The 26,258-nt window shown below is 71.1% G+C and carries 30 protein-coding genes; 13 read left to right on the top strand and 17 right to left on the bottom strand.

All coding sequences use genetic code 11. From position 1 onward, the window contains the following. Window positions 1-163 precede the first annotated feature (163 nt). The 3 genes from VF330_RS04930 to VF330_RS04920 all read left to right on the top strand — a co-directional run bounded on the left by VF330_RS04930 (window position 164) and on the right by VF330_RS04920 (window position 1,258). Window positions 164-490, top strand: a complete 327-nt coding sequence (locus tag VF330_RS04930; RefSeq protein WP_330850279.1) for a metalloregulator ArsR/SmtB family transcription factor — start codon at window positions 164-166, stop codon at window positions 488-490. Continuing rightward, complete coding sequence (locus VF330_RS04925) at window positions 487-966, top strand: SRPBCC family protein (protein ID WP_330850278.1); 480 nt, start codon at window positions 487-489, stop codon at window positions 964-966. The genes VF330_RS04930 and VF330_RS04925 overlap by 4 nt, the downstream gene beginning before the upstream one ends. A 166-nt stretch (window positions 967-1,132) precedes the next feature. Continuing rightward, window positions 1,133-1,258 carry a hypothetical protein gene (locus tag VF330_RS04920; RefSeq protein WP_330850277.1) on the top strand — a complete coding sequence of 42 codons (126 nt, stop codon included), beginning with the start codon at window positions 1,133-1,135 and terminating at the stop codon, window positions 1,256-1,258. Between the two features lie 54 nt (window positions 1,259-1,312). Here the strand turns inward: VF330_RS04920 and VF330_RS04915 are convergent, their stop codons facing one another. The 7 genes from VF330_RS04915 to VF330_RS04885 form a co-directional block, all read right to left on the bottom strand. Beyond that, entirely contained in the window at window positions 1,313-2,476 is a 1,164-nt protein-coding gene (locus VF330_RS04915; protein ID WP_330850276.1) for an acyl-CoA dehydrogenase, read from the bottom strand. Between the two features lie 78 nt (window positions 2,477-2,554). Beyond that, window positions 2,555-3,043: a 5-(carboxyamino)imidazole ribonucleotide mutase gene (gene purE / locus VF330_RS04910; RefSeq protein WP_330850275.1), complete on the bottom strand. Its 489-nt coding sequence runs from the start codon at window positions 3,041-3,043 to the stop codon at window positions 2,555-2,557. Then, entirely contained in the window at window positions 3,040-4,227 is a 1,188-nt protein-coding gene (locus VF330_RS04905; RefSeq protein ID WP_330850274.1) for a 5-(carboxyamino)imidazole ribonucleotide synthase, read from the bottom strand. Before VF330_RS04905 ends, purE begins: the two co-directional genes overlap by 4 nt. Before the next feature lie 55 nt (window positions 4,228-4,282). After that, window positions 4,283-5,278, bottom strand: a complete 996-nt coding sequence (locus VF330_RS04900) for a hypothetical protein (protein ID WP_330850273.1) — start codon at window positions 5,276-5,278, stop codon at window positions 4,283-4,285. Continuing rightward, on the bottom strand, window positions 5,275-6,069 hold the full coding sequence (locus VF330_RS04895) for an ABC transporter ATP-binding protein (protein ID WP_330850272.1): 795 nt from the start codon (window positions 6,067-6,069) through the stop codon (window positions 5,275-5,277). The genes VF330_RS04900 and VF330_RS04895 overlap by 4 nt, the downstream gene beginning before the upstream one ends. Beyond that, entirely contained in the window at window positions 6,066-6,446 is a 381-nt protein-coding gene (locus tag VF330_RS04890; protein WP_330850271.1) for a GntR family transcriptional regulator, read from the bottom strand. Before VF330_RS04890 ends, VF330_RS04895 begins: the two co-directional genes overlap by 4 nt. A gap of 113 nt (window positions 6,447-6,559) precedes the next feature. After that, window positions 6,560-7,327 (bottom strand): GGDEF domain-containing protein, encoded by a 768-nt coding sequence (locus VF330_RS04885; protein WP_330850270.1) that lies wholly within the window; start codon window positions 7,325-7,327, stop codon window positions 6,560-6,562. A gap of 196 nt (window positions 7,328-7,523) precedes the next feature. On the opposite strand from VF330_RS04885, the gene VF330_RS04880 reads away from it, so the two are divergent. The 3 genes from VF330_RS04880 (at window position 7,524) to VF330_RS04870 (ending at window position 10,948) form a co-directional block, all read left to right on the top strand. Then, entirely contained in the window at window positions 7,524-9,752 is a 2,229-nt protein-coding gene (locus tag VF330_RS04880; protein WP_330850269.1) for a sigma-70 family RNA polymerase sigma factor, read from the top strand. A gap of 112 nt (window positions 9,753-9,864) precedes the next feature. Continuing rightward, window positions 9,865-10,464: a GtrA family protein gene (locus tag VF330_RS04875; RefSeq protein WP_414675338.1), complete on the top strand. Its 600-nt coding sequence runs from the start codon at window positions 9,865-9,867 to the stop codon at window positions 10,462-10,464. Then, window positions 10,394-10,948: a GtrA family protein gene (locus VF330_RS04870; protein ID WP_330850268.1), complete on the top strand. Its 555-nt coding sequence runs from the start codon at window positions 10,394-10,396 to the stop codon at window positions 10,946-10,948. Before VF330_RS04875 ends, VF330_RS04870 begins: the two co-directional genes overlap by 71 nt. A 20-nt stretch (window positions 10,949-10,968) precedes the next feature. Here VF330_RS04870 and VF330_RS04865 read toward each other — a convergent pair whose 3' ends face one another. Both VF330_RS04865 and VF330_RS04860 read right to left on the bottom strand, forming a co-directional pair. Next, window positions 10,969-12,243, bottom strand: coding sequence for an ATP-binding protein (locus VF330_RS04865; RefSeq protein ID WP_330850267.1), 1,275 nt, complete (start codon window positions 12,241-12,243; stop codon window positions 10,969-10,971). Next, window positions 12,243-12,917, bottom strand: coding sequence for a response regulator transcription factor (locus VF330_RS04860; RefSeq protein WP_330850266.1), 675 nt, complete (start codon window positions 12,915-12,917; stop codon window positions 12,243-12,245). Before VF330_RS04860 ends, VF330_RS04865 begins: the two co-directional genes overlap by 1 nt. 31 nt (window positions 12,918-12,948) lie before the next feature. On the opposite strand from VF330_RS04860, the gene hisN reads away from it, so the two are divergent. Next, a complete protein-coding gene (hisN, locus tag VF330_RS04855; RefSeq protein WP_330850265.1) occupies window positions 12,949-13,728 on the top strand; it encodes a histidinol-phosphatase in 780 nt (259 codons plus the stop codon). On the opposite strand, the gene VF330_RS04850 is transcribed toward hisN, so the two are convergent. From VF330_RS04850 to VF330_RS04835, 4 genes are read right to left on the bottom strand one after another with little or no spacing between them, the layout of a single operon-like run. Then, complete coding sequence (locus tag VF330_RS04850) at window positions 13,709-13,963, bottom strand: hypothetical protein (protein WP_330850264.1); 255 nt, start codon at window positions 13,961-13,963, stop codon at window positions 13,709-13,711. The genes hisN and VF330_RS04850 overlap by 20 nt on opposite strands. Continuing rightward, the gene (locus tag VF330_RS04845) at window positions 13,960-16,611 is read right to left on the bottom strand and encodes a TNT domain-containing protein (RefSeq protein ID WP_330850263.1); all 2,652 of its coding nucleotides are present in this window, start codon (window positions 16,609-16,611) and stop codon (window positions 13,960-13,962) included. The genes VF330_RS04850 and VF330_RS04845 overlap by 4 nt, the downstream gene beginning before the upstream one ends. A 1-nt stretch (window position 16,612) precedes the next feature. Continuing rightward, window positions 16,613-16,927 carry a hypothetical protein gene (locus tag VF330_RS04840; RefSeq protein ID WP_330850262.1) on the bottom strand — a complete coding sequence of 105 codons (315 nt, stop codon included), beginning with the start codon at window positions 16,925-16,927 and terminating at the stop codon, window positions 16,613-16,615. Next, window positions 16,924-17,391 carry a YbaB/EbfC family nucleoid-associated protein gene (locus VF330_RS04835; RefSeq protein ID WP_330850261.1) on the bottom strand — a complete coding sequence of 156 codons (468 nt, stop codon included), beginning with the start codon at window positions 17,389-17,391 and terminating at the stop codon, window positions 16,924-16,926. Before VF330_RS04835 ends, VF330_RS04840 begins: the two co-directional genes overlap by 4 nt. 95 nt (window positions 17,392-17,486) lie before the next feature. Here VF330_RS04835 and VF330_RS04830 point away from each other — a divergent pair, with 95 nt between their 5' ends. After that, complete coding sequence (locus VF330_RS04830) at window positions 17,487-17,924, top strand: MaoC family dehydratase (RefSeq protein WP_330850260.1); 438 nt, start codon at window positions 17,487-17,489, stop codon at window positions 17,922-17,924. A 16-nt stretch (window positions 17,925-17,940) separates the two neighbouring features. Here VF330_RS04830 and VF330_RS04825 read toward each other — a convergent pair whose 3' ends face one another. From VF330_RS04825 to VF330_RS04815, 3 genes are read right to left on the bottom strand one after another with little or no spacing between them, the layout of a single operon-like run. Next, entirely contained in the window at window positions 17,941-18,870 is a 930-nt protein-coding gene (locus tag VF330_RS04825) for a hydroxymethylglutaryl-CoA lyase (protein ID WP_330850259.1), read from the bottom strand. Next, the gene (locus tag VF330_RS04820) at window positions 18,870-19,382 is read right to left on the bottom strand and encodes a PH domain-containing protein (RefSeq protein WP_330850258.1); all 513 of its coding nucleotides are present in this window, start codon (window positions 19,380-19,382) and stop codon (window positions 18,870-18,872) included. Before VF330_RS04820 ends, VF330_RS04825 begins: the two co-directional genes overlap by 1 nt. A 13-nt stretch (window positions 19,383-19,395) precedes the next feature. Continuing rightward, a complete protein-coding gene (locus VF330_RS04815) occupies window positions 19,396-20,199 on the bottom strand; it encodes a biotin--[acetyl-CoA-carboxylase] ligase (RefSeq protein ID WP_330850257.1) in 804 nt (267 codons plus the stop codon). 117 nt (window positions 20,200-20,316) lie between these two features. Here VF330_RS04815 and VF330_RS04810 point away from each other — a divergent pair, with 117 nt between their 5' ends. Both VF330_RS04810 and VF330_RS04805 read left to right on the top strand, forming a co-directional pair. Beyond that, window positions 20,317-21,966: an acyl-CoA carboxylase subunit beta gene (locus VF330_RS04810; protein ID WP_330850256.1), complete on the top strand. Its 1,650-nt coding sequence runs from the start codon at window positions 20,317-20,319 to the stop codon at window positions 21,964-21,966. Next, window positions 21,963-22,202 carry an acyl-CoA carboxylase subunit epsilon gene (locus tag VF330_RS04805; RefSeq protein ID WP_330850255.1) on the top strand — a complete coding sequence of 80 codons (240 nt, stop codon included), beginning with the start codon at window positions 21,963-21,965 and terminating at the stop codon, window positions 22,200-22,202. Before VF330_RS04810 ends, VF330_RS04805 begins: the two co-directional genes overlap by 4 nt. Here the strand turns inward: VF330_RS04805 and VF330_RS04800 are convergent. Further along, window positions 22,199-22,588, bottom strand: a complete 390-nt coding sequence (locus VF330_RS04800; RefSeq protein WP_330850254.1) for a hypothetical protein — start codon at window positions 22,586-22,588, stop codon at window positions 22,199-22,201. The two genes, VF330_RS04805 and VF330_RS04800, sit on opposite strands and share 4 nt — an antisense overlap. Window positions 22,589-22,623: 35 nt before the next feature. Between VF330_RS04800 and VF330_RS04795 the strand changes: the two genes are divergently transcribed. The 3 genes from VF330_RS04795 to VF330_RS04785 all read left to right on the top strand — a co-directional run bounded on the left by VF330_RS04795 (window position 22,624) and on the right by VF330_RS04785 (window position 26,109). Further along, complete coding sequence (locus VF330_RS04795; RefSeq protein WP_330850315.1) at window positions 22,624-24,075, top strand: MFS transporter; 1,452 nt, start codon at window positions 22,624-22,626, stop codon at window positions 24,073-24,075. Continuing rightward, complete coding sequence (locus VF330_RS04790) at window positions 24,035-24,634, top strand: nucleoside triphosphate pyrophosphatase (RefSeq protein WP_330850253.1); 600 nt, start codon at window positions 24,035-24,037, stop codon at window positions 24,632-24,634. The genes VF330_RS04795 and VF330_RS04790 overlap by 41 nt, the downstream gene beginning before the upstream one ends. A 182-nt stretch (window positions 24,635-24,816) precedes the next feature. Then, the gene (locus tag VF330_RS04785) at window positions 24,817-26,109 is read left to right on the top strand and encodes a dicarboxylate/amino acid:cation symporter (protein ID WP_330850252.1); all 1,293 of its coding nucleotides are present in this window, start codon (window positions 24,817-24,819) and stop codon (window positions 26,107-26,109) included. The last annotated feature ends 149 nt before the right edge of the window (window positions 26,110-26,258 follow it).

Here is a 26,258-nt window from a genome sequence, read left to right as displayed (position 1 = left end):
GGTCCCTCCTCCACAGGCAGCCACCAATAGGACGAGGACGAGCACCAGGCGACTCATGCTGTCTTGACGGATCGCGAGGCCTCCCGGGTTGCCCACTTGACAAAGACGCCGCCACGCGGCTTACTTAACCCAGAGGTTAGATAACCAAGTGGTTAGGTAAGAGATGGACGAGCTGAGCGCCACCTTCGCCGCACTGGCGGACCCCACCCGCCGAGCGATCCTCGCGCGGCTGACGGAGGGTCCGGCGACGGTGAAGGAGCTCTCCGAGCCGTTCGACATCAGCGGCCCGGCGATCTCCAAGCACCTGCGCGTGCTGGAGAAGGCAGGCCTGATCACCAGGGGCAGGGAAGCCCAATGGCGCCCCTGCCAGCTCGACGCGACACCGCTGAAGGAGGTCGCCGTGTGGGCCGAGAACTACCGACGCTTCTGGGACGCGAGCTACCAGCGCTTGGACGCGCTCTTGACCGAGATGAAGGAGACAGACCGATGACCACCACCAAGTTCGGCACGTCCGTGACGCTCCCGTCCGACACGGAGATCGCGATGTCGCGCACGTTCGACGCGCCCGCCTCCCTGGTCTGGAAGGCGTTCACCGAGCCGGAGCTGCTGCGCCGCTGGCTGCTCGGCCCCGACGGCTGGGAGATGCCGATCTGCGAGGTGGACCTGCGCGTGGGCGGCAAGTGGCGCTACGGCTGGGCGCAGCCGGACGGCTCCGGCGCGTTCGAGATGCACGGCGAGTACACCGAGGTCACGCCGTTCTCGCGGATCGTGAACACCGAGCACTTCGAGGACAACCCGCCCGCCATCACGACCGTGACGTTCGAGGAGGTCGACGGCCGCACGACGATGACCTCGACCATGACGCTGGTGTCGCAGGAGGTCCGCGACATCGTGCTGGCGACGGGCATGGCGGACGGCGCGGGCCGCAGCTACGAGCGCCTGGGCGAGGTCCTGGCAACCCTCTGACCAGGGCGTGGTTGGCGGACAGTAGTCACCGACCGTGCACCCGGTTCCCCCGGTCGTCCTGTGGCTGCCTCGCGTCGAAGAAGCCGGCACGGACCTCAGTTGCACGACCGACGAAGCCCGCTCGGCGGCGATGAGGGCCGCGGCGAGCAGCGGAAGCCTCCGACAGATGGCGAACGCGGCACTCGCCGGGGCGCAGCAGCTCTCGGACAAGTCACTGACGCCGGAGTCGCCGTGCGTGCTGGGCGCGCAGGGTGCCGTGGGCGAGGCGATCGGGACGTGCGTGGCGGCCTGAGGCCGGACATGCGAAAGGGGAGCCGGTGCACCCGGCTCCCCTTTCGTGTCGAACTCAGCCGTTCAGGACGGCGCGCGACATGACGACGCGCTGGATCTGGTTCGTGCCCTCGTAGATCTGCGTGATCTTCGCGTCGCGCATCATCCGCTCGACGGGGAAGTCGCGCGTGTACCCGGCACCGCCGAACAGCTGGACGGCGTCGGTGGTGACCTCCATGGCCACGTCGGAGGCGAAGCACTTGGCGGCGGCGGTGATGAAGCCGATGTTCGGCTCGCCGCGCTCCGCCTTCGCGGCGGCCACGTACACCATGTGCCGGGCTGCCTCGATCTTCATGGCCATGTCGGCGAGCATGAACTGCACGCCCTGGAAGTCCGAAATGGACTTGCCGAACTGCTTGCGGTCCTTGACGTACGCGACGGCGGCTTCCAGCGCACCCTGCGCGATGCCGACGGCCTGGGCGCCGATCGTCGGGCGGGTGTGGTCCAGCGTCCGGAGCGCCGTCTTCAGGCCGGTGCCGGGCTCGCCGATGATGCGGTTCTCCGGGATCGTGCAGTTCTCGAAGTAGATCTCGCGGGTCGGCGAGCCCTTGATGCCGAGCTTGCGCTCCTTCGGGCCGACCGAGAAGCCGGGGTCGTCCTTGTGCACCACGAACGCCGAGATGCCCGCGGACTTCTTGGCGGCGTTGGGATCCGTCACGGCCATCACCGTGTACCAGGACGACTCGCCGGCATTGGTGATCCAGCACTTGGTGCCGTTCAGCACCCAGTCCGAGCCGTCCAGGACGGCACGCGTGCGCATCGAGGCGGTGTCCGAGCCGGCCTCGCGCTCCGACAGGGCGTACGACGCCATCGCCTCGCCGGAGGCGATGGACGGCATGACGAGCTGCTTCAGTTCCTCGGAGGCCGAGAGCAGGATCGGCATCGTGCCGAGCTTGTTGACGGCCGGGATCAGCGAGGACGACGCGCAGACGCGGGCCACCTCCTCGATGACGATGCAGGTGGCGACCGAGTCGGCGCCCTGGCCGTCGTAGGACTCGGGGACGTGGACGGCCGCGAAGCCCGCCTTGACCAGGGCGTTGTGGGCTTCTACCGGGAAGCGCTCGTTCTCGTCGACCTCGGCCGCGAACGGCTTGATCTCCTTCTCGGCGAGCGAGCGGACGGCCTCTCGCAGCGCCTCGTGCTCCTCGGCGAGCTGGTAGGTGCCGAAGCTCGGGTTCACCTTGTTACCTCCCGGTAGCGAGTACTCGGCACGATGTTAGCGCCCGTTCACGTGCGCCGCCGCTGTGCCGTTGAGCACTCAGAGGGACTTCTGCAGAGCCGCGTCCTTGTCTAGTACGAGCTGCTCGAGTTCGGCCTGGAAGCGCGCGATGCGCTCCTGCAGGGCCGGGTCGGACGCCGCCAGGATGCGGACGGCCATCAAGCCCGCGTTGCGGGCGCCGCCGATGGCCATGGTGGCGACCGGGATGCCCGCGGGCATCTGCACGATCGAGAGCAGCGAGTCCATGCCGTCCAGGTACTTCAGCGGCACCGGGACGCCGATGACCGGGAGCACCGTGGCGGAGGCGACCATGCCTGGAAGGTGGGCGGCGCCGCCGGCACCCGCGATGATCGCGCGCAGGCCACGGGAGGCGGCGGAGTTCGCGTAGTCGATCATGCGCTGCACGGTGCGGTGCGCGGAGACGACGCTGACCTCGTACTCGACGCCGAACTCGGCGAGCGCCTCGGCGGCGGCCTTCATCACCGGCCAGTCCGAGTCGCTGCCCATGATCACGCCAACCTGAGTCACTCCGCACTCCCGTGAATGTCGTATCCGTCTGACCAGACGCCGGTGGACAGCCAGTCCGCGGCCAGCCGCGCCCGCGAGCGCACCGACGCCATGTCGTTGCCGAGGAACGTCACGTGCCCGACCTTGCGGCCCGGCCGTTCCTCCTTGCCGTAGAGGTGCACGTGCGCGTCCGGGAACCGGGCGAACAGGTGGTGCACGCGCTCGTCCGGGCCCATCGCCGGGGTCTCGGCGGCGCCCAGGACGTTCGCCATCACCACGGCCGGCGCCATCAGGTCGGTGCGGCCCAGCGGGTAGTCGAGCACGGCGCGCAGGTGCTGTTCGAACTGCGACGTGCGCGCGCCCTCGATCGACCAGTGGCCCGAGTTGTGCGGGCGCATCGCGAGCTCGTTCACCACGACGCCGTCGGCCGTCTCGAACAGCTCCACGGCCAGCACGCCGACCACGCCCAGCGCCTCGGCGACCTTCAACGCCAGCTCCTGCGCGGCGTCACCGTCCAGCGACGGAGCCGGGGCCAGGACCTCGACGCAGATGCCGTCGGACTGCACGGTCTCGACGACCGGCCACGCCGCGCCCTGCCCGAACGGCGAGCGCGCCACCACGGCCGCCAGCTCGCGGCGCATCGGCACGCACTGCTCGACCATCAGCGGCGTCCCGGCCTCCAGCAGCTCGGGGACGACGCGCTCGGCGCCGGAGGGGGTGTTCAGCATCCACACGCCGCGGCCGTCGTAGCCGCCGCGGATCGACTTCAGCACGGTCGGCCAGCCGTGCTCCGCGCCGAACTTCAGCACGTCGGCCACGGAGTGCACCTCGGCGAACGGCGGCACCGGCAGGCCGAGCTCGGCGAGCTTCACGCGCATCTTCAGCTTGTCCTGCGCGTACTGGAGCGCGTCCGGGCCGGGGTGCACCTTCACGCCCTCGGCGACGAGCGTGCGCAGGTGTTCCTGCGGCACCTGCTCGTGGTCGAACGTGACGACCTCGCAGCCCTTCGCGAACGAGCGCAACGCGTCGACGTCGGTGTGCGTGCCAAGCACCACGTCGCGGGCCACGAGGGCGGCGGGGTCGTTCTCGGAGACGGCGAGCACGCGCAGGGACTGGCCGAGCGGGATCGCGGCCTGGTGCGTCATGCGGGCGAGCTGCCCGCCGCCGATCATGCCGACGACGGGGAGACGGGTACGGGAGTCCACGGTTCAGGCATCCTACCTGCGGCTTCACCCGCGCTCACCAGCAGAGCCAGCCGCGCTACCCCTCAGCCCGGGTTGCGGCCGTCTCCGGCTCGCTCGAATCAACGGGATCGGTGGGATCGGTGGGATCGGTGGGATCGGTGGGATCGGCGGGGCCGGCGGCGTCGGAGGTGATGCGGCGGTGGGAGCGCGACGGCTTCCAGCCGCCGCTGCGGCGCAGGATCCGGAACGCCACCGCGAGCAGCACGGCCGACAGCAGCAGGAACAGGCCGAGCTCGAGGAACTGGAAGAGCCCGATCCGGTCGGCCGGCTGGAAGTCGGCGTACCGGCCGGACGCCGCCCCGGAGCTGCGCATGCAGCTGTCCGCGGTGTAGGGCCGGCACTCCGCCGTCACGTCCACCGGGTCGAGGTCCGAGTCGACGAAGCCGGTGCGCAGCACCAGTGCGCCCGGCGGGACCTGCGGCATGCTCGTCCAGTCCGTCGTCGACCGCACCGAGGGCAGCAGGTGGTCGCGGACCACCACGGCCGTGAACACCCGCACCAGCGTGTAGAGGACGAGGGTGGCGGCCATCGCGGTGACCACGTGCCGGGAGAGCAGGCCGACCAGCACGCCCAGGGCGAGGCCGAAGACCGCGTACCCGGCCTGCAGGGCCCAGAACGCCTCGAACAAGCCCCACGTCCACCGCGGATCGCCGGAGTACCCGTCGCCGATCCCGATGACCGCCCCGAGCACCGCGGCGAGCAGACCGAGCACGACCACCTTGCCGCGCAACCACTGCACCGGCGTGACGTCCTGCCCCCACGCCACGAAGTACGTCCCTTCCTCCAGTTCACGGGAGACCAGCGGCGCACCCCAGACCACGCCGACCACGCAGCCGAACGCGAGCTGCACGACGGTCGCGTGGAAGCCCAGCATCGTCATCGATCCCGTCTGGCGCCGGCTGTCCTCCCCCTCGAACAGGGCCCACGCGCCGCCCAGGGCGAGGAGGGCGACCGCGCCGACGGCCCACCGGTGCTGACGCCAGGTCAGCCAGAGGATCGAGCGCGCGCTCATGCCGCACGCTCCAGGTGCGCCACGACCAGCTCCTCCAGCGTCACGAACCGCGCCGTCCACGGCTCGTCGATCCGCGCGCCGCCGGAGCGCACGAGGTAGGACGACTGCGAGACACCGTGCTTGGCCAGCACGACACGTCCTTCCACCGGTGACTTGGACGCGTGCGGGCCCGTGTAGAGGACGTGCTGCTCCAGCAGCTCGTCGGTGTCGCCGTCGATCAGCAGGCGCCCGCCCGAGAGCAGCAGCAGCCGGTCGGCGACACCGCCGACCTCCGCCACGACGTGCGTGGAGAAGACCAGCGTCGTGCCGTTGTCGCTCACTTCGGTCAGCAGCTCCTTCATCACCCTGCTGCGCGCCAGCGGGTCCAGCTCCGCCAGCGGTTCGTCGAGCACCAGCACGTCCGGGCGCGACCCCAGCGCCAGTGCCAGCGTCACGTGCGTGCGCTGGCCGCCCGACAGGTCGCCGAACTGCAACCCGCGCGGCACCTTGTACCTGGTGAGCCACTCGTCGGCGCGGTCGTGGTCCCAGACCCTGTTCATGCGGCGGCCGAACGACAGCACGTCGGCGACCTTGAAGCCCTTGTACATCGGCTTGTGCTGCGGGACGTAGGCGACGCGGCCCGCGACCGCGCAGTGCCCCGAGTACGGCGGCAGGTGCCCGGCCAGCACGTTCAGCAACGTCGACTTCCCGGAGCCGTTGGCCCCCACCAGCGCCGTGACGCTGCCGGGTGGCAGCTCGAAGGAGACGTTCCGCAACGCCCACTTCGAGACTTCGGCCGCAACCACGCTCATCCCGTTCCCCCGCTCAGCACCTCGCGCAGCAGCGCGTAGACGTCCTCGTCCTCCAACCCGGCGGAGCGTGCCTCCGCGACCCACGCGGCGAGCTCGTCGCGCAACGGGCCGAGGTCCTCGGGGGCGGCGGTCCCCAAGGTGCCCTTGACGAAGGTGCCGGAGCCCTGACGGGCCTCGACGAGGCCCGCCAGCTCCAGCTCGCGGTAGGCCTTGAGCACCGTGTTCGCGTTCACGCCGCTCGTCGCGACGACGTCGCGGACCGTCGGCAGCCGATCGCCGGGCTGCAACCAGCCGAGCCTCATCGCTTCCCTGACCTGCTGGTTCAGCTGCAGGTACGCGGGAAGACCGCTGCCGCGATCGACGTGGAACTCGACCACGCACACTCCCCAGATTGTTCTAGTGAACTAAGACAATAGAACACTTCTGCGGGCAGGGGGAAGCCACCCCGGTGGGGACGCGGGGAGATCGCGGGGCGCGGGACAGGGGTGGGTCAGCGCCCGAGCGAGGTCAGCAGCGCACGAGCCTCGTCGTGCGTGTCCGGCAGCCGTTCGATCCAGACCTTCGCGGGTCCGGCCGGCCGGACGTTCGGGTCGTCGGCGAGCCGGTCGGCCACCAGCACCCGCAGGTTCGACACCCTCCGCGCGAGCAGCTCGTCCCGGCGCACCAGCACCGCGGCCACGCACGGCCCGAGGGTCGCCAAGGTCTCGCCGCTGTCGAAGACGGTGCGCAGCGCGTCCGAGACGAGGGTCATGGCGACGACCCGCGACCACCCGGACGCGCGGTGCACGTCGAGGCGCAGCAGCACCAGCGCGTAGTCGAGCGGCGCCACCGGCGTCTCCCGGTACACCTCGGCCAGCCTCGTCCGCAGGTAGGCGGCGGTCGCCAGCCCGGTCAGGGGGTTCTCGGCCGTGCAGTCGCCCGCCTGCTTCGTCACCACGTCCGCCCAGCCCAGCGCCGTCATGCGCAGCATCCGCGACGGGAGCGCGTCGACGTCCGGCGACACGATGACCGACGCGTCGGTCATGACGGCGTGCAGCGCGGCGAGGTCGAGCAGCGTCTCGCCGAGCCCGGCACCCGCCTCGGCTCTGGCTCTGCCGAGCCGCACGAGCGCGTCGCCGGGGTCGGCCTCGTCGAGCACCGCCGCGCACACGTCGTCGACCTCGGCGAGCGGCCAGTCCGCGGGGAACGCCCAGCCGGCGGCCAGGGAGGCGGTCCGCCACCTCGACTTCAGCAGGCGCTCCGCTTGTGCGACACCCACCCGGTCTCCTTTCGCCGTCCGATTCCAGGTGGGAGACGCAGCCGTCCCCTGTTCGTGACGCAACCCGCGCGGGGGATTGAGATGACTCTTCCGCACGCCGTAAGTCAGACTGAGCGCCGCGAGGAGGGAAACGAAGACTGTGGCGACCGTTCCTGCAGATGTACAGGGGCCTGGCGACGCGGAACTGATCGAGTCCGTGCGCGAAGGGACCATCGACGCCTACGGCCAGCTGTACGAACGCCACGTCTCGGCGGCCTACAACCTCGCCCGCCAGTTGGCCCGCTCGCAGGCCGAGGCGGACGACCTCGTCTCCGAGGCCTTCGCGAAAGTTCTCGACACCCTGCGCGCCGGCCGCGGCCCCGACTCGGCCTTCCGCGCCTACCTCCTCACGGCGCTGCGGCACACGGCGTACGACAAGACCCGCCGCGACAAGAAGGTCGACCTCACCGAGGACATGACCGACGTCGCGCCGCCGGTGGCGTTCAGCGACACCGCCGTCGCCGGGCTGGAGAAGTCGATGGCCGCCCGCGCGTTCGCCGCGCTGCCCGAGCGCTGGCAGATGGTGCTCTGGCACACCGAGATCGAGGGCCAGTCGCCCGCCGAGGTCGCCCCGCTGCTCGGGCTGACGGCCAATGGCGTGTCCGCGCTCGCCTACCGCGCCCGCGAGGGCCTCAAGCAGCAGTACCTCCAGATGCACCTGGCCGAGACCGGCGCCGAGCGCTGCCGGGCGACCGTCGACCGGCTGGGCGCCTGGACGCGCGCCGGCCTGTCCAAGCGCGAGGCGACGCAGGTCGAGACGCACCTCGACGAGTGCGGCCGCTGCCGTGCGCTGGCCGCGGAGCTCGCGGACGTCAACGGCGCGCTGCGGATCTTCGTCGCCCCGCTGGTCCTGGGCGTCGGTGCCACGACCTACCTCATCGCCTCCGGGACGACCACGGCCGTGGTCGGCGCCGGAGCGGCCGCGGGCAGCGCGGGTGCCGTCGGTGCCTCGATCCCCCGCCAGCTCGTCACGGTCGGCGGGTCCGCGGCCGCCGTGGCCGTGGCCGTGGTGATCGCGCTGGCCTCCGGCAGCAGCGAGCAGCCCCCGCCGCAGGTGCAGGCCGAGCCGCCGCCTCCCGCCGTGACGCAGGTGCAGCCCCCGGCCCCGAAGCCGCCGGTGCCGGTCCCGCCCGCGCCGGTCCCGCCGGCCCCGCAACCGCCTGCGGCCGAGACCCCGGCGCCCACGCCGGAGCCCCCGGCACCGGCCCCCGAGGCCCCCGCTCCCGCGCCCACGCCGGCCCCGGAGCCCACGCCCGAACCGGAGCCGGAGCCCGCGCCCCTGCCGCCGTCGCTCACGCCGACCACGCCCAGCGGGTACACGCTGACGCCGGGCGAGGAGGCCAAGGACTTCCCGATCACCATCCGGAACACCGGCGGCACCGTCTCGCAGCCCGCGAGCATGCTGCTGACCCTGCCACCGGGCGTGCTGTCGACCGGCGGTCCGTCGTCGTTCGCCGCACGGGCGCTCCAGCTCGACGGCGCGGCGGACCAGACCGTGAACTGCCCGGCCGGCAGCGGCGTGATCACGTGCGTGACACCGCAGGGCATCGCGCCCGGCGGGCAGGCGACGTTCCTGTTCCGGCTGAAGGCGACGCACGAGGCGGTGCCCGGCCGGATCACCGGCACGATCAGCGCCGGCACGTCGATCTCGGTGAACGTCGACGTCGAGGTCAACGTGCCGCCGGTCAACGACGACTTCGAGCTGTCCGTGTCGACGTGGCACGAGGTGTACTGGGACCCGCGCGTGGACGTGAAGGTCCGCAACACCGGCCCGCGTGCCGGGACGTTGAAGCTCGACGTGTCGTCGTCGGAGAACATCGTGGTCTTCACGGCGTACCGCGAGTGCACGCGGACGGGCAGGAACTCGGTCCGCTGCGTCGCCGACCTGGAGAAGGACGGGAAGTTCCGGATGTCCCTCTGGGCGTTCGGGCTGCCGCACCGGGGCGGGTCGGTCACCGTCAAGGCGACGCTGGGCAACGCGGCCAAGTCCGTGACGGTGCCCGTGCGGTGGCACCCGGACCGGCCGCCCGTGGTCGAGGACCCTCCGTCGACGTCCACGCCCACCGTGCCGCCGACGACCACCACCACGACGCCACCGGTGAAGCCGACGACTCCGACCAAGCCGGGTACGCCTGAGGTTCCGACGGTGCCCACGGTTCCCGTCGTGCCCGTCGTGCCCACGGTTCCCGTGGTGCCGACCGTGCCGGGCCTGCCCACGGTGGTCCCGCCGACGATCACGGTGCCGACGGTGCCCACGACGCCGCCTTCGTCGTCACCGGTGCCGACCGCGCCGCCTCGCTCGGAGGAGCCGTGCGACCGGGGTGGCCTGCTGCCGTCGTTGCTGCCGGACCTGTTCGGGCAGCCCTGCCCTCCGCAGCGGAGTTGATCAAAAGTTGATCTTCGACCGTCACGGAACGTGCAGGTCGTGCACCTCTGCGTCGCGGTAGGTAACACCCGGAGGCAGTCACCGTTACCTTGATCCGTAAGCTGGCGCGGTGCTGCCAGTCGTCCGCCGGGCCATGAGCCGGTTGCCAGAACCACTCCAGTTCCTGCTGCACAAGCACCGCGAGATGATCCGGTTCGCCGTGGTCGGCGGCACGACGTTCCTCATCGACAACGGCGTCTGGTACGCGCTGAAGCTCACCGTGCTGACCGACAAGGTCGTCACGGCGAAGGTCATCGGCGTGCTGGTGGCGATCATCGCCTCGTACGTGCTGTCCCGCGAGTGGTCGTTCCACACCCGCGGCGGCCGCGAACGCCACCACGAGGCGGCCCTGTTCTTCCTGGTCAGCGGTCTCGGCGTGGCCATCAACATCCTGCCGCTGTGGCTGTCGCGGCACCTGTTCGGCCTCCAGGCGCCGTTCGTCTCGGCCCTCACCGAGGAGATCGCGGACTTCGCGTCCGGCTCGGTCATCGGCATGCTGCTCGCGACGGGCTTCAAGTTCTGGGCGATGCGGCGCTGGGTGTTCCCGGACGCGGGCGCGCGGCCTGACCGGCACGTTCACCCGATCTCCGTAGACTCGTCCCGTGTCCCTAGGCGAAACAGTGATCTCGCGGTTCCCGGAGCCGATCCGGTCGATCGCGCTGAAGCATCGTGAACTAGTCAAGTTCGCCCTGGTCGGGGGCACCTGCTTCGTCATCGACACAGCACTGTTCTTCGGCATCAAGACGCTCGTGCTGCCGAACAACCCGGTGACGGCGAAGATCATCGCGACCCTGGTCGCCACGATCGTGTCGTACATCCTGAACAGGGAGTGGTCGTTCCGCACCCGCGGCGGCCGCGAACGCCACCACGAGGCCCTGCTGTTCTTCCTCGTGAACGGCATCGGCATCGTGCTGAACTCGGCGCCGCTGTGGGTCTCGCGCTACCTGTTCCACCTCCAGGAGCCGCACGTGTCGCGGCTCACCGAGGAGGTCTCGGACTTCCTGAGCGCGCAGATCATCGGCACGCTGATCGCGATGGCGTTCCGGTGGTACGGGTACAAGCACTGGGTGTTCCCCGAGGAGAACGCGCGCAAGGGGCGGTCGTTCGAGGACGGGGAGCGGTCGATCGAGGAGGAGAAGGAGCTCGGCCACTCCTAGTGGCGACACACCACTAGCTCTCAGCGCGGAGTGCTCGGCGCCTTCCACGGGATCCCCACCACGTCCTGCGCCTTCGGCACCGGCAGGAACACCGCGAACGTCGCCGGCCGGGCCGTGGACAGCTCCAGCCGCCCACCGTCCGCGTCGACCAGTGCACGCGCCAACGCCAGCCCCACGCCCGTGGAGCCGCCACCGGACACGCCGCGCTCGAAGATGTGCGCCGCCAGCTCGTCCGGCACGCCCGCGCCGCCGTCGCTGACCTCGACGACGACCGTGCCGTCCTCGCCACGTGCCGAGACGACGACGGAGCCCTCGCCGTGGCGCAGTGCGTTGTCCAGCAGCACACCGATGGCCTCGCGCAGACGGGCGGGCGTCGCGCGCGCCAGCAGGCCGTCGGGCACTCGTACGCGGATCGCACGGCCCTGCGACTTCACCTGCTCGCGCCACTCCTCGGCGATCGCGTTCAAAGCGGGTCGCAGTTCCAGCGGTTCGGCGCCCACCGCACGGGCCGCGCGGGCGGCCGCCAGCAGCTCGTCCAGCACGGCGGCCAAACGTTCGGCCTGCTCCAAAGCCGCGCGCGCCTCGGCCGCGGTGTCGGGTTCCGGGTGTTCGGCGAGGGCTTCCAGGCGGAGCTGCAGCGCCGTCAGCCGGCTGCGGAGCTGGTGGGAGACGTCGCCGACGAGTTCGCGTTCGCGTTGGACGAGGCGGGCCAGTGCGGTGGCCGAGGTGTCGAGGGCCTCGGAGACCGCGTCCAGCTCCTCGATGTTGTAGCGCTGCTCGTCGGCGCGGAAGTCGCCGGCACCCAGGCGGGAGGCTCGGGCGGCCACGTGGCCGAGCGGGCGCGCGAGCGTTTGCGCCGTCACCAGGGCGACGACGGTGCCGGTGCCCACCGACAGGGCGAGCAGGAGCAGCACCAGGCCCGCGACCTGGGCCTGCGAGGTGTGCATCGGGCCGGACGGGATCTCCAGCCGGACGGTGCCCTGCTGCGCGATCGGCAGTTCGGCGGTCAGCGGGTCGTTGCCGGGCGAGGGGCCGACCGCCCGCGTGCTGCCCGCCGACACGACGGTCAGGCGGCCGTCGGTCGGGATGGCGATCCGGACGGCCTCGATGTCGATCTCGCGGCGGTTCGCCAGCTGGTCGTCGAGCGTCGTCGCGATCTGCTGGGCGCGTTCGGTCAGGGCGCCGCGGGCGGTGTCCTCGACGAGCTGGAGCGCCGTGTAGCCGAGCGGGATGCCGAGCACGAAGCCCGTCACCGCGACGGCGAGCAGGATGGCCCGCAGGATCCGGCGGCGCATCAGTCGGCGTTGAAGCGGAAACCGCGGCCGCGCACGGTCGCGATGCGGCGCTCGGCCGAGTTGGGGGTGCCGTCGCCGAGCTTCCGGCGCAGCCACGACATGTGCATGTCGAGCGTCTTGCTGCCCTTGAGGTCGGGGTCGTTCCACACCTCGGACAGGATCTCGTCGCGGCTCACGACCTGGCCCGCGTGCTGGATCAGCACCTTGAGCAGCTCGAACTCCTTGTTGGCGAGCTGGATCTCGCCGCCGTCGACCGTGACGCGCCGGGCGGCCAGGTCGACGCGCACGCCGTTGACCTCCAGCGTGCCTGGTGCGCGGCGGCGCAGCAGGGCCCGGATGCGGGCCATCAGCTCGGCCAGGCGGAACGGCTTCGCGACGTAGTCGTCGGCGCCCGCGTCGAGCCCGACGACGAAGTCGACCTCGTCGGCGCGCGCCGTGAGCATCAGCACGGGGATGCCGCGCCCGCTCTGGCGGAGCCTGCGGCACACCTCCAGCCCGTCCATGCCGGGCAGCCCGAGGTCCAGCACCAGGAGGTCGATGCCCCCGGCGATGGCGGCCTCGAACGCGCTCGGCCCGTCACCGACGACCTGCACCGAATAGCCCTCCCGCGTCAACGCGCGGGAGAGCGGTTCCGCGATGGCCGGGTCGTCCTCGGCCAGCAACACCACGCTCACGGGCCCAGGGTATTCGTGGAACGATCGCCGCGTGTCACGCCACGATGCTGATCTCGAACTCGCCCTCCGCCTCGCCGACGCCGCCGACGCGATCACCGCGACCCGGTTCCGCGCTCACGACCTCGCCGTGGAGCGGAAGCCGGACCGCACGCCCGTCACCGACGCCGACGTCGCGGTGGAGGACGCCATCCGTTCGGTGCTGTCCTCGGAACGCCCGGACGACGTCGTCATGGGCGAAGAGCGCGGCGGCACGCTCGACGCGTCGCGCGTGTGGGTGCTCGACCCGATCGACGGCACCAAGAACTTCCTGCGCGGCGTACCCGTCTGGGCGACGCTGATCGCCCTGGTCGTCGACGGCGTGCCGGTCGTGGGCGTGGTGTCCGCTCCCGCGCTGGGCCGCCGCTGGTGGGCGGCGGCCGGCGGCGGCGCGTTCGCGTCCGACGCTTCCGGTGAGCGCGCGATCTCCGTGTCCGGCGTGCGCGCTCTCGAGGACGCCTACGTGTCGACGACGGACATCAAGTCGTGGGTGACCTACCACTCGCGCGAGACGTACCTGCGCCTGGTGGACGCGACCTGGGAGAGCCGCGCGTTCGGCGACTTCTACCAGCACTGCCTGGTCGCCGAGGGCGCCATCGACCTGGCGCCGGAGTGCGTGGCGAACCCGTGGGACATCGCCCCGTTCCAGGTCCTGGTGACCGAGGCGGGTGGCCGTTTCACCTCGCTGGACGGCGAGGAGCGCTACGACGGCGGCAGCGTGCTGACGTCGAACGGCCACCTCCACGAGGAAGCGCTCAAGCTGTTGGCACGCTGAGGGTTCCGCGCGCGACCTGGGCCCAGGCGAGACGGCCGAAGAGGTAGTGGCACGCCACGCTCTCGTCGTCGAACCGGGCCCAGTCGTAGCGGTTGCCCTGCTCCTGCCAGAACACCTCGTGACCCGCCTCGTCGGTGAGGAGGCACCAGCGGCCCTCCGCCTCCTCACCGATGCTGACGACGTCGTCCGGCACGCCGATCCTGGTCAGCCACTCGGGCAGCGACTCGACGTTCATGCGGTGATCTCCGTGAGGTAGCCGAGCGCCACGAGGTCGGCGACCGGGTAGGTGGTGCGGTACCGGCTGCCGCCGCCGGGCTGGCCGAACCAGGGCGCGCTGATGGTGCGGTGGACCGGCAGGTCCTTCTCGACGCGGTAGCGCCGGTAGCCCTCGTCCAACGCGTGCGGCGGCAGCGAACGCTGGGCGAACGGCGTGCCGGCCGTGCTCAGGACTCGTCCCTCCGGCGTGCCGAACCGGTCGAGCTCGGCACCGGCGGCGAGCACCTCCGGCTGCGGGTCCTCGTAGCCGCCCTCGCGTTCGACGGGCCAGCGCGGCGTGCCGTCCTCGTTCTGGAAGAGGCCCTCCCAGTCGCGTTCGTGCATGCCCGCGAGCGAGTCGTAGCCCTCCAGCAGCTCCTGCACGACCGGGTGGTCCTTGCCGAGGCCGCCGGTCTGCTCCGACGGCTGCGGGTCCGTCACCTCGACGAGGTCGGCCCGCGGGTGGTCGTTCGGAGCGAACCTCGGCGTGACCCGCTCCTCGGCCTCCGGCGGGGGCGGGAGCTGGCGGGCGGGCTTCGGCGCGAGCCGCGGGGCCTGGCCGCCGGACAGGAAGATCGCCATGAACCAGCTGCCGGCCGCCACGGCCGTGTAGGTGTGGCGGATGACGTCCCCGGCGAGACCCGGGTCGACCAGCGCGAGGTTCTCGCGGTTCTCCAGGCGGTCGGTCAGCGAGCCCGACACGTGGTGGTGGCCGCCCGTGTCGACGGTCGCGAGCGGTCCGGACGTGCCGGTGCCGGTCCCGACGGGCGCGCCGCCGGGAGCCTGGGAGAAGCCGCCGGACTCGCCGAGCTCGGCGTCGTCGAGCAGGCCGTCCTTGGCCGGGTCCTTGACGAGGCCGTCCTTGCCGACCGGCGCCTGGCCCTGGGCCGTGGTCTGGGCCCCGCCGCCGGACTGACCGCCGGAGGTCTGGGTGCCGGACTGGTGCTGGACGGCGGTCTGACCACCGGACTGCCCCGCCTGCACACCCGGCGCCTGGCCCGTGCCGGTGCCCGGCACCGCACCGAGCGCGCCGGACTTGCCCGCGACGGCCTGGGCACCGGACTTGCCGTCGCCCGCCCTGACCTCACCGGCCTTGGCGTCGCCGACCTTCGCCTCGCCCGCCTTGGCCTCGCCTGCTTTGAGTTCGCCTGCCTTCGCGTCCGCGGCCTTCGCAGCCTGCTGACCGGCCTGGGCCTGCTGCTGCGCGGGAGCCTGCGCGGCACCCTGCTGCTGGCCCACGGCCGCACCGGCCTGGCTCGCCACAGCGGGACCCGCCGGCTGAACACCACCGACAGCACCGCTCACGGCACCGCCGACAGCACCGGCAGCGCCTCCGACCGGACCGCCGACGGGACCACTGCCCACCGCGGGTCCGGCGGCGGGAGCGGAAGTCGCCGCGGGAGCGGCCTGAGCGGCGGCAGCGGGTGCGCCGTGCACCTCACCGCCGCGCACGAGCGGCTGGTCGAGCACCGCGGCGGCGGAAGCCTGCGTCGTGCCGTCGGCGATCGGCCCGAGGTGCCCGTGCACGTTCTGGACGACGTCCACCACCGGCGCCGCGACGGGCGCGACGACCTGGTTGACCACGCCGGGCAGCACCTGCGGCCCGCCCTGACCGTGTCCGGGTCCCTGGCCCTGACCGGGTCCCTGTCCTTGGCCGGGTCCCTGGCCCTGACCGGGTCCCTGCGCGGGACCTTCACCGCGGCCGTGACCGTCACCGGGCCCGTCGAACACGGGACCGACGGCATCGCGGCCACCGGGCACGGCGTCGACCACCGGCTGGACGACGGCGGCAGCGGGCGCCGTCACCGGCGCGGCGGCGTCGAGAACAGGCGCGGCGACATCGGTCACCGCACCGACGACGGGCGCGACCGGCGCCGTGACGGCACCGACGACAGGGGCCACCGGAGCGGTGACCGCCCCGACGACGGGAGCGACGGCGTCGGTGACCGGCGCGACCACGGCGGCGACGGGTTCGACGACGGGAGCGACGACCTGGGCCACCGGCGCCACGACGGCACCGGCGACGTCCGTGACCGGCGACAGCACCCCGCCGAGACCGGGCCCGCCACCGCCGGGCCCGTGGGCTCCGGGAGCGGTGTTGACGGGCTGCGAGCCGTGCGTCATGTCCACGCCGCTGTCGAGGCGGATCGCGGAGGACAGCGTGTTCTGGAGGTTCGCGACGTTGGCCGCGGCACCCCTGGTCAACGTGTCGAGGCCGAGCAGCGCGGTGGGGTTGCCGGCCTTCGCCGACGTGTTCGCGGCGTCGGTGTTCTTCGCCAGCGTCACGAGCTCGCGCACGATCTCGACCTTCGCGGCCCCGACCTGCTTGGCGGCGTGGTCGAGCCGGTCGGCGGCGGCATGGCACCCGCGAGCAGCGCGCTGCAGCTCACCGTCCGGCGCCACGACCTTCGCCCACCGCCCGCGAGCGGCGTCACCGGTGGAGCCCTTGACGCCGTCGAGCGCACGGCCGGCGGCCCCGTCGGACGACGTGCCCAACCCCTTGATCTTGTCGCCGGCCTCGCGCCAGGCTGCGGCGCTGGAACGCATGGCGTCCTCGTCGGCCTTGGGCCACGTGACGCCTGCCTTGGCCGCGACGGCGGCGAGTTCGGCGGGGAGCTCGATGCCCATGTCAGCCTTCCAGCCTTCTCATCGCCGAAGCGTTGCTCTGCTCGACGTGCCGGTACGTCTCCGCGGTGGCGGCGAGCTTGTCGCCGACGTCACCCAGCGTCGTGGCCAGCGCGGCCACCGCGACGGCGGCCTCCCCGGAGGGCTTCTCGTGCGAGGCGGCGAAGCTCATCCCGATGGCGTCGTCCCCCCAGCACGCCCCGAACCCGGCCAACGCCCTGTCGAGCGACCCCTTGATCTCGGTCGCCTGCCCGGCGAAGCCCTTCAGCTCCCGCGCCCCGGCGTCCAGCCGCTCGAGGTCGGCCTCATACCCGGTCATCGCACCCTCCTGTCGATGAGCTCGGAGTCGAGCCAGCTCTCCCGCTGCTCGTTGTCCTCGTCGTCGTCGACGCGACGACGAGCAGGCTGCTGAGCCAGTTCAGGCTCGTACTCACCAGGCTCCAGGTCAGCGGTCCCCGCCACCACGGCAGCAGGATCGCTGGAGGCGGGCAACACCGCGCTGAGCGCCTGGTAGGTGTCCTCGGCGGCAGAGGCCGCAGCGGCCCCCACCGTCCGCACGATCAGTTCGGCCAGCTGCTCGGGCCGATACCGCCGATAAGCGAGCTCGGACAACTCCAGCTCGACGAGCTTCCCGCCCGTCCCCACGGTCGCCGAGACCGTTCCGTCTCCACTGGTGGCCCGCCCGGACACGGCAGCGAGCTCGCGCTGGACGGAAACCAGCTGCTCACGGCTGCGCCGGTAGTCGGCAAGCAGCTCCTCGACCTGCGCACGGTGGTCGTCCACCGAGTCCCCCTAACACGCATAGCCCGGGCCTCGGGCTCTAGGACGCCGTTGCCCGTAGATCGGTTCCCGGCGGATTCAGTTACTAGGATCAACGCATGATCGCCTTCGAGGATCTGCCCGCAGGCCGAATCATCCCGCTCGGCGACCTCGTCGTCGACCGGGAGGAGATGCTGGACTTCGCGAGGAAGTTCGACCCGCAGCCCTTCCACCTGGACGAGGAAGCGGGCAAGAACTCGATTTTCGGCGGTTTGTCCGCCTCGGGCTGGTACACGGCCTCCCTGTGGATGCGCCGCTGGGTGGACGTGGTGCTCTCCGACTCCACCTCGCAGGGCTCACCGGGTGGCAGGGAACTGTCCTGGCTGGCCCCGGTGTACCCCGGCGACACGCTGACCTTCGAAGCGGAGGTCCTGACGGCCCGCCTGTCGAAGAAGCGCCCCGAACTGGGCCTGGTGGAGTTCGAGGGCAGGGCGAAGCGCGGCGACGACCTGGTCTACCGCTTCATAGCGACGGGCATGTTCACCGCACGCGGCTGAGCAACCGGACGCGGGGCTACTTCGAAAGCGCCCGAACCACCCGAGACGGACTGGGCCGCCCCAACTGCTCAGCCATCCACACCGAGGTGGCGACCAACTTGTCCAGATCCACCCCGGTCTCCACCCCCAGCCCGTCCAGCATCCAGACGAGATCCTCAGTGGCCAGGTTCCCGGTGGCGGACTCCGCGTAGGGACACCCACCAAGCCCACCGGCGGAAGAGTCCACAGTGGTCACCCCGCACCGCAGAGCAGCAAGCGTGTTGGACAACGCCTGCCCATAGGTGTCATGGAAGTGCACGGCCAAAGAGGAAACGTCCCGAAAACCCTCGAGCAACGCCTCGACCTGCCCGGGAGTGGCCACTCCGATGGTGTCCCCCAAAGACAGCTGAGAACACCCCATCTCCAGCAGCCGCTCCCCCACAGCGACGACCTGGGACCGCGGAACGGCACCTTCCCAAGGATCCCCGAAACACATCGACACGTACCCGCGAACATCCAGCCCGGCGTCCAACGCCCGAGCAACGGTGGGCGCGAACATCTCGAACTGGGACTCCAAGGTCCGGTTCAGGTTCCGGGAAGCAAACGTCTCGGTGGCGGAAGCGAAGATCGCGATGTGCGAAACCCCGGCCTCGAGCGCCCGGTCCAACCCACGCTCATTGGGTACGAGAACGGGATAGACGACCCCGGCGCGTCGATCCAACCCGGCCAGCAGCTCGGCGGCGTCGGCCAGCTGCGGCACCCACGACGGGTGCACGAACGACGTGGCCTCCAGAACGGACAGTCCCGCGTCCGCCAGCCGCGACAGGAACTCCAGCTTCACCGCCACCGGCACCACGACGGACTCGTTCTGCAACCCGTCCCGGGCCCCGACCTCCCAGATCGTCACGGAAGACGGCAACGAGCCGGACGGGACCACGTCCGGCAGCCCGACCTCGCGCGCGCCCATCAGGCGCCCTGGGGGTGGAAGTCGTCAGAAGGGTTGTCGTTGACCTCTCGGTACAACATCGTGTGCACCTTCTCCACGGACGGGATGTCGTCGAACTCGAGCGGCTCGTCCGACGCCGACTCGATGATCAGGGTGCCGCAGCCCAGCACCCTGTCCATCAGAGAGTGCTCGAACCGCACGCTGTTGACACGGGCCAAAGGGATGTCGAGGCCTGTGCGCTTGAACACGCCCTCGCGGTACATCACGCGGTCGGACGTGATGATGAAGTGCGTGGTGCGCCACCGGAGCACGGGCGCGACGGTCAGCCAGAAGACCAGCACGACGGCGACCACGGCCAGGACGAGCAGCGCGACGAAGGCCCACGACTGGTCCGCGACCAGACCCGCCAGGTAGATGCCGAGCGCGACCACCACCAGCAGCCAGAACACCGGGAAGATCAGCATCTTCCAGTGGGGGTGCTTGTGGATCACGACGTGCTCGCCTGAGCTCAGCAGGTCGTCGGGGTAGGCCATGAACCAACCCTAACTACGCGGGGCGCAAATGCACCACGTCACCTGCGGACACGCCGTGCTCCAGGCCGTCGGCGGCGCGCACGGTGAGGGTGCCGTCCGGCTCGATGCGCTGCGCCACCCCTTCCAGCTGAACGCCTCCTGAAAGTTCGACGCGGACGCGCGAGCCGACGGTCGCCGAGTGCTCCAGGTACTCCTCCAGGACACCGGACTCGACGGCGTCGCCGCCGTTCTTGCGCCACACGCCCTCCAGCCCGGCGAGCTCGACCAGCAGCCGGAACGCCAGCTCCTCGCGGTCCAGTTCGGCGGCGCCCTGGTCCTCCAGCGACGTCGGCGCGAGGCCACCGGGTGCGGGCTCGACGCCGGCGGGCAGCTTCGCGACGTTCAGGCCGATGCCCACCACCACCGCGCCGTCCGCGGTGATCTCGGACAGGATCCCGGCGCCCTTGCCGGCGGACGAGCCGAGCAGCAGGTCGTTCGGCCACTTCAGGGCAGCCTCGACGCCGACCGACTGGGCGACGCGCACCAGCGCCAGCCCGGCGATGAGGTTCAGCCACGGCAGCTTGGCCGGGGACACGCCGGCGGGCCTGAACAGCACGCTCACGTACAGCCCGCCGACCGGCGACGACCAGCTGCGGCCGCGACGGCCCTGCCCCGCGGTCTGCTCCAGTGCGATCAGCACCGTGCGGTCCGCGGCGTCGGAGGCCGCGGCGAGGTCCGCGTTCGTGGACGGCGTGGACTCCACGACGTCGAGTGCGGCGTACGGGCCGTTGGGGGCGACGAGCTTCGCGCGCAGCGCATCGGCGAGTGCGGTGGTCATCGCGCCAGGCTATTGGAACGGAAGAGGGTACGTCCGATCGAAGGCGACCAACAGGTCGCCGTGACCTGGACAACTGCACGGAGCAGTTCAGCAATGGTCTCGTTAGGCTGCGAGCCCATGAGCAGTGCGACCGAGCCGATCGGGCACGTCCCCGCAGACGCCTCCTCCGGCGCCGCGGACGTCCACACCACCGCGGGCAAGCTCGTTGACCTCTACCGGCGCAACGACGAGGCGGTTCACGCCGGCTCGGAACGCGCGGTCGAGAAGCAGCACGCGAAGGGCAAGAAGACCGCCCGCGAGCGCATCGACCTGCTGCTCGACCCCGGCTCGTTCGTCGAGCTGGACGAGCTGGCCCGGCACCGCTCGACGAACTTCGGCCAGGAGCACAACCGCCCCTACGGCGACGGCGTGGTGACCGGGTACGGCACCGTCGACGGCCGCCCGGTGTGCGTGTTCTCCCAGGACGTCACGGTCTTCGGCGGCTCGCTCGGCGAGGTCTACGGCGAGAAGATCGTCAAGGTCATGGACCTGGCGATCAAGACCGGCCGCCCGATCATCGGCATCAACGAGGGCGGCGGCGCGCGCATCCAGGAGGGCGTCGTCTCGCTCGGCCTGTACGGCGAGATCTTCTCCCGCAACGTGAAGGCCTCCGGCGTGATCCCGCAGATCTCGCTGATCATGGGCTCGAACGCCGGCGGGCACGTCTACTCCCCCGCGCTCACCGACTTCGTGGTGATGGTCGACCAGACCTCGCACATGTTCATCACCGGCCCGGACGTCATCAAGACCGTCACCGGCGAGGACGTGACGTTCGAGGAGCTCGGCGGCGGTCGCACGCACAACACCAAGTCCGGCAACGCGCACTACCTCGGCTCCGACGAGGAGGACGCGATCGCGTACGTCAAGGAGCTGCTCAGCTACCTGCCGTCGAACAACCTGAGCGACGCGCCCGCGTTCGAGGGCACGCTCGCCGAGGGGTCGCTCGCGGACGCGGTCACCGACTCCGACCGCGAGCTCGACACGCTGATCCCGGACTCCGCGAACCAGCCGTACGACATGCACGAGGTCGTCCACCGCGTGCTCGACGACGGCGACTTCCTGGAGGTCCAGCCGCTGTTCGCGCCGAACATCCTGGTCGGCTTCGGCCGGGTGGACGGCCACAGCGTCGGCGTCGTCGCGAACCAGCCCACGCAGTTCGCCGGCTGCCTCGACATCGACGCCTCCGAGAAGGCGGCGCGGTTCGTGCGGACCTGCGACGCGTTCAACATCCCGGTGCTGACCTTCGTGGACGTGCCCGGCTTCCTGCCCGGCACCGGCCAGGAGTGGAACGGCATCATCCGCCGCGGCGCCAAGCTGATCTACGCCTACGCCGAGGCCACGGTCCCGCTCGTCACCGTCATCACGCGCAAGGCCTACGGCGGCGCGTACGACGTCATGGGCTCGAAGCACCTCGGCGCCGACATCAACCTCGCGTGGCCGACGGCGCAGATCGCCGTCATGGGCGCGTCGGGCGCGGCGAACATCGTGCACCGCAAGACGCTCGCGGCCGCCGCGCAGAACGGCGAGGACGTCGACGCCCTGCGCGCGCAGCTCCAGCAGGAGTACGAGGACACGCTGTGCAACCCGTACGTCGCCGCTGAGCGCGGGTACGTCGACTCGGTGATCCCGCCGTCCTACACCCGCGGTTACGTGGCGCGGGCGTTGTCGATGCTGCGGGACAAGCGCGAGACGCTGCCGCCCAAGAAGCACGGGAACATCCCGCTGTGACCGCGCCGGAGGAGAACGAGCCGCGGGAACAGCCGCTGCTCCGGGTCGTCAAGGGCGACCCGGACGACTTCCAGCTGGCCGCGCTGACGGCGGTCGTCGCCGGGCTGGCGGCGGCCGTACCGGTCGCGGACGACGAGCCGAAGCGGCGTTCGGAGTGGGCCAACCACGCCCGCCGGGTGCGCCGGCCGTTGCAGCACGGACCGGGAGCGTGGCGCGCGTCCGGGTTCCCCGGCTAGGAGCACTCGACCCGGCGGCTGGAGACGGTGAGACCGACGGCGACCTCGCGGCAGCGGGTCTCGCCGTCGACCTCCAGCCTCAGCGTCCAGAACGCGCTGCCGTAGGCGGTCGTCCGCCGCAGCACCTGCACGTCCGAGTGGTTTATCGGCAGGTTGCCGCGCACAGCCGGCTCGACGGACGTGAGGAGTGCGTTCTCCGCCCGATCGGCGGTGTCGGCGAACGGCCAAACGGGCACTCCGTACCCGATCGGGTCGCTCGCGAGCACGCTTCCAACGCCCCACGATCCAATCAGCCCGCCGAGCACGACGAGCAGTGCCGCGATCCGTCTGCGCTTGCCTTCGCGATCGGAACCGCGTTCGGTGAGGACAAGCACCCAGCGCTTCACTTGAACGAGAGTGCCGACTGAAGAGGTGATCGCGCATCAGTAGTACTACTCGGACGGACCGCGAGAACTGGCGGACCGTTTACGCGCTGTGCATCGGCTTCTTCATGACGTTGCTGGACACGACCATCGTCAACGTCGCGCTGCCGTCGATGATCACGGACCTGGGCGCGTCGCTGAACGACGTCATCTGGGTCGTCAGCGCCTACCTGCTCGCGTTCGCGGTGCCGTTGCTGCTGACCGGGCGGCTGGGCGACCGGTACGGGCCGAAGCGCCTCTACGGCATCGGGCTCGTGCTGTTCCTGCTGGCGTCGCTGGCCTGCGGCCTGTCGACCAGCGCGGAGGCGCTGATCGCGGCCCGCGTGTTCCAGGGCCTGGGCGCCGCGGCCATGACCCCGCAGACGATGGCGTTCATCACCCACCTGTTCCCGCCGGCCAAGCGCGGCGCGGCACTGGGCATGTGGGGGTCGGTGGCCGGGCTCGCGACGGTGTCCGGGCCGCTGCTGGGCGGGGTGCTGGTCACGCACCTGGGCTGGGAGTGGATCTTCTTCGTGAACCTCCCGATCGGTGTGCTCGCCGTGGTGCTGCTGTTCCTGTGGGTCCCCGACCTGCGGCCCGACCGCGCGCCGAGGTTCGACGTGCCGGGCGTGGTGCTGTGCTGCCTCGGGCTCGGACTGCTGGTGTTCGGCATCCAGAACGGCGAGCACTACCACTGGGGCGAGGTGGCGGGACCGGTCACGGTCGCCGAGATCATCGCGGCCGGGGTGCTGTTCCTCGTGCTGTTCGTGCTCTGGCAGGCGTCCGCGCGCAACCCCGAGCCGCTGATGCCGCTGCGGATCTTCCGCAACCGCAACTTCTCGCTCGGCAACGTCGCGAACATCGCCATCGGCATCACGGTGACCGGCGTGTTCGTGCCGCTGACGCTGTTCCTGCAGACCGTGCCGAAGCTGTCGCCGCTGATGGCGGGCCTGGTCACGGCGCCGGCGTCGCTGATGTCCGGCGTGGTGGCGATCTTCGCCGGCCGGCTGTCGAACCGGGCGAACGCCAAGTTCCTGCCGATCACCGGGTTCGTGCTGATGGGGCTGGGCATCCTGGCGATGACGTTCCTGCTCGGCGACGGCACGCAGTGGGTGCTGCTGCCGTCGATGGTGGCACTGGGCATCGGCATGGGGCTGGTGTTCTCGCCGCTGACGAACATCTCGACGCGGACCCTCGACCGGTCCCTGCTGGGCGCGGGCTCCGGCATCTACAACACCTCGCGCCAGTTCGGGAACGTGCTGGGCAGCGCGGCGACCGGTGCGGTGCTGCAGATCGTGCTGGCCTCGACCGGGGACTTCACCGCGGCGGTGCGGGCGGCGTTCTACCTGCTGCTCGCGGTGCTGGCGGTCGGGATCGTCGCGGCGTTCGCCTTCCGGCAGGTCGCGGCTCCTGGCGTGGCAGACTCCGCGCGTGCGTCTGATCCTGGCCTCCCAGTCTCCCGCCCGTCTTAGCGTCCTGCGGGCGGCGGGTGTCGAGCCCGTCGTCCGCGTGTCCGGTGTGGACGAGGACGCGCTCGTCGCGTCCCTGGACGACCCGACGCCCGAGGAGACCGTCGTCGCGCTGTCGGCGGCCAAGGCGGAGGCGATCGAGCACGACGACGAGTGCGTGGTCGTCGGCTGCGACTCGATGCTGCTGTTCGAGGGCGAACTGGTGGGCAAGCCCGGCACGGTCGAGGCCGCCCGCGAGCGGTGGCGCCGGATCGCGGGCAAGAGCGGCGTGCTGATCACCGGCCACACCGTGCTGAAGGTGTCCGGCGGGGTCGTCGTGGACCGCGCGTCGGCCGCCGAGTCGACGACCGTGCGGTTCGGCACGCCGTCGGACGAGGAGCTGGAGGCCTACCTCGCGACCGGCGAGCCGTTGCACGTCGCGGGCGGCTTCACGATCGACGGGCTCGGCGGCTGGTTCGTCGACGGCATCGAGGGCGACCACACGTCCGTCATCGGCATCAGCCTGCCGCTCACCCGGCGGCTGCTCGGCCGGTTGGGTGTTCCGGTGTCCACACTCTGGTAGACGCTGGTCACAGTTCACCTGATCAGGGAAGACTGCTCTCACCGCGAGCGTTGGGGGCGAGTGGTGAACGAGTACTTGACGCGTCGCAGGCACATCGACCTGGCACGCAGGACGAGCGCGGGCTGTCGGAGCTAAGAGCTCCCCTCAGCCCTCTTTCCGCCACCCCTGTGCAGGAGATCCCTGTGTCCTTCGTCCAGACGTACCGCAAGCCGAAGGTCTTCGGCTTCACAGTCCTCGGCGCACTCGTGCTCGGCGCCCTCGCCGGCTGGCTCGGCAAGGGCACGTGGCTCGCGCCCGTGCTCGCCAAGATCGGTTCCACGTTCACGGCGCTGCTCCAGCTCACCGTCATCCCGCTGGTGTTCACGGCGATCGTCGTGGGCATCGCGTCGCTGCGGAACCTCGGCGGCGGCCGCACCGCCGCCCGGCTCGGCGGCAAGACGTTCCTCTGGTTCGCCACCACGTCGTTCATCGCGGTGCTGATCGGCATCGCGGTCGCGTCGGTCTTCCGGCTCGGCCAGGGCGTGCAGATCGAGCCCGCCGCCGGTGCCGTCGACAAGCTCGCCAAGCGCGCGTCCGGCTCGTGGCAGGCGCTGCTCGACAACCTGGTGCCGACCAACATCTTCAGCGCCTTCACCGAGGGCGAGGTGCTCCAGGTCGTGTTCATCGCCGTGCTGGTCGGCTTCGCCGCCTACGCGCTCGGTGACAAGGCCGCGCCGTTCACGAACCTGGTCCGGTCGTTCTTCGACATCATCCAGAAGGTCGTCGGCTGGATCATCCTGCTGGCGCCGATCGGCATCTTCGGCCTCATCGGCAACGCGGTGGCGTCCTACGGCAACTCGTTCGTGAAGCCGCTGTTCTCGCTGATCCTCGCCGTGTACCTCGGTTCGGCGCTGGTGCTGTTCGTCGTCTACCCGATCCTGCTGAAGTTCGTCGGCAAGACCTCGCCGGTCGAGTTCTTCCGCAAGGCCGGCACCGCGCTGCAGTTCGCGTTCGTGTCCCGCTCGTCGGGCGCCACGCTCCCGCTGTCCCGCAAGGCCGCCACCGACCTCGGCGTCCCGCAGGAGTACGCGAACTTCGCCGTGCCGCTGGGCACCACGACCAAGATGGACGGCTGCGCCGCGGTCTACCCGGCCGTCGCGACGATCTTCATCGCGAACCTCTTCGGCATCCAGCTCTCGGTGTGGCAGTACGTCGGCATCGTGCTCGTCGCGGTCTTCGGCGCTCTCGCCACCGCCGGCACCACCGGCTGGTACACGATGCTCACGCTGACCCTGAGCGTCGTCGGCCTGCCGCCGGCCGTGATCGCGACCGGCGTGGCCGTGGTCTACGCGATCGACCCGATCCTCGACATGATGCGCACCGCGACCAACGTCGCCGGTCAGATCACCATCCCGGTGCTGGTGGCGCGCAGCGAGAACCTGATCGAGGAGCCCGCGGCTGCGGCTCCCGCCGAGAAGGACCTCGTGAACGCCTAGTGCGGTGACCACGAACCCTTGCCGGGTTGCGACCGGTCCAGGGCGATGCATCGTGGTGCCTCCCCCACGTCCTCGTACTGGTGGTACGGGGGCGTGGGGGAGGTGCCGCGAGGCGTCCACCTGGGCCGCGCGCAACCCGGTGAGGATTG

This window comes from Lentzea sp., from assembly GCF_036380075.1.
GTDB lineage: Bacteria > Actinomycetota > Actinomycetes > Mycobacteriales > Pseudonocardiaceae > Lentzea.
This window is presented reverse-complemented; position numbering and strand designations above follow the sequence as displayed.

What these genes read in the sequence shown, in the direction of transcription:
- VF330_RS04930 (WP_330850279.1), top strand. Translation starts at nt 164, where the DNA reads ATGGACGAGCTGAGCGCCACCTTCGCCGCACTGGCGGACCCCACCCGC.
- VF330_RS04925 (WP_330850278.1), top strand. Translation starts at nt 487, where the DNA reads ATGACCACCACCAAGTTCGGCACGTCCGTGACGCTCCCGTCCGACACG.
- VF330_RS04920 (WP_330850277.1), top strand. Translation starts at nt 1,133, where the DNA reads ATGGCGAACGCGGCACTCGCCGGGGCGCAGCAGCTCTCGGACAAGTCA.
- VF330_RS04900 (WP_330850273.1), bottom strand. Translation starts at nt 5,278, where the DNA reads ATGAGCGCGCGCTCGATCCTCTGGCTGACCTGGCGTCAGCACCGGTGG.
- VF330_RS04895 (WP_330850272.1), bottom strand. Translation starts at nt 6,069, where the DNA reads ATGAGCGTGGTTGCGGCCGAAGTCTCGAAGTGGGCGTTGCGGAACGTC.
- VF330_RS04865 (WP_330850267.1), bottom strand. Translation starts at nt 12,243, where the DNA reads ATGCGCCGCCGGATCCTGCGGGCCATCCTGCTCGCCGTCGCGGTGACG.
- VF330_RS04850 (WP_330850264.1), bottom strand. Translation starts at nt 13,963, where the DNA reads ATGAACGTCGAGTCGCTGCCCGAGTGGCTGACCAGGATCGGCGTGCCG.
- VF330_RS04845 (WP_330850263.1), bottom strand. Translation starts at nt 16,611, where the DNA reads ATGGGCATCGAGCTCCCCGCCGAACTCGCCGCCGTCGCGGCCAAGGCA.
- VF330_RS04840 (WP_330850262.1), bottom strand. Translation starts at nt 16,927, where the DNA reads ATGACCGGGTATGAGGCCGACCTCGAGCGGCTGGACGCCGGGGCGCGG.
- VF330_RS04830 (WP_330850260.1), top strand. Translation starts at nt 17,487, where the DNA reads ATGATCGCCTTCGAGGATCTGCCCGCAGGCCGAATCATCCCGCTCGGC.
- VF330_RS04825 (WP_330850259.1), bottom strand. Translation starts at nt 18,870, where the DNA reads ATGGGCGCGCGCGAGGTCGGGCTGCCGGACGTGGTCCCGTCCGGCTCG.
- VF330_RS04820 (WP_330850258.1), bottom strand. Translation starts at nt 19,382, where the DNA reads ATGGCCTACCCCGACGACCTGCTGAGCTCAGGCGAGCACGTCGTGATC.
- VF330_RS04815 (WP_330850257.1), bottom strand. Translation starts at nt 20,199, where the DNA reads ATGACCACCGCACTCGCCGATGCGCTGCGCGCGAAGCTCGTCGCCCCC.
- VF330_RS04810 (WP_330850256.1), top strand. Translation starts at nt 20,317, where the DNA reads ATGAGCAGTGCGACCGAGCCGATCGGGCACGTCCCCGCAGACGCCTCC.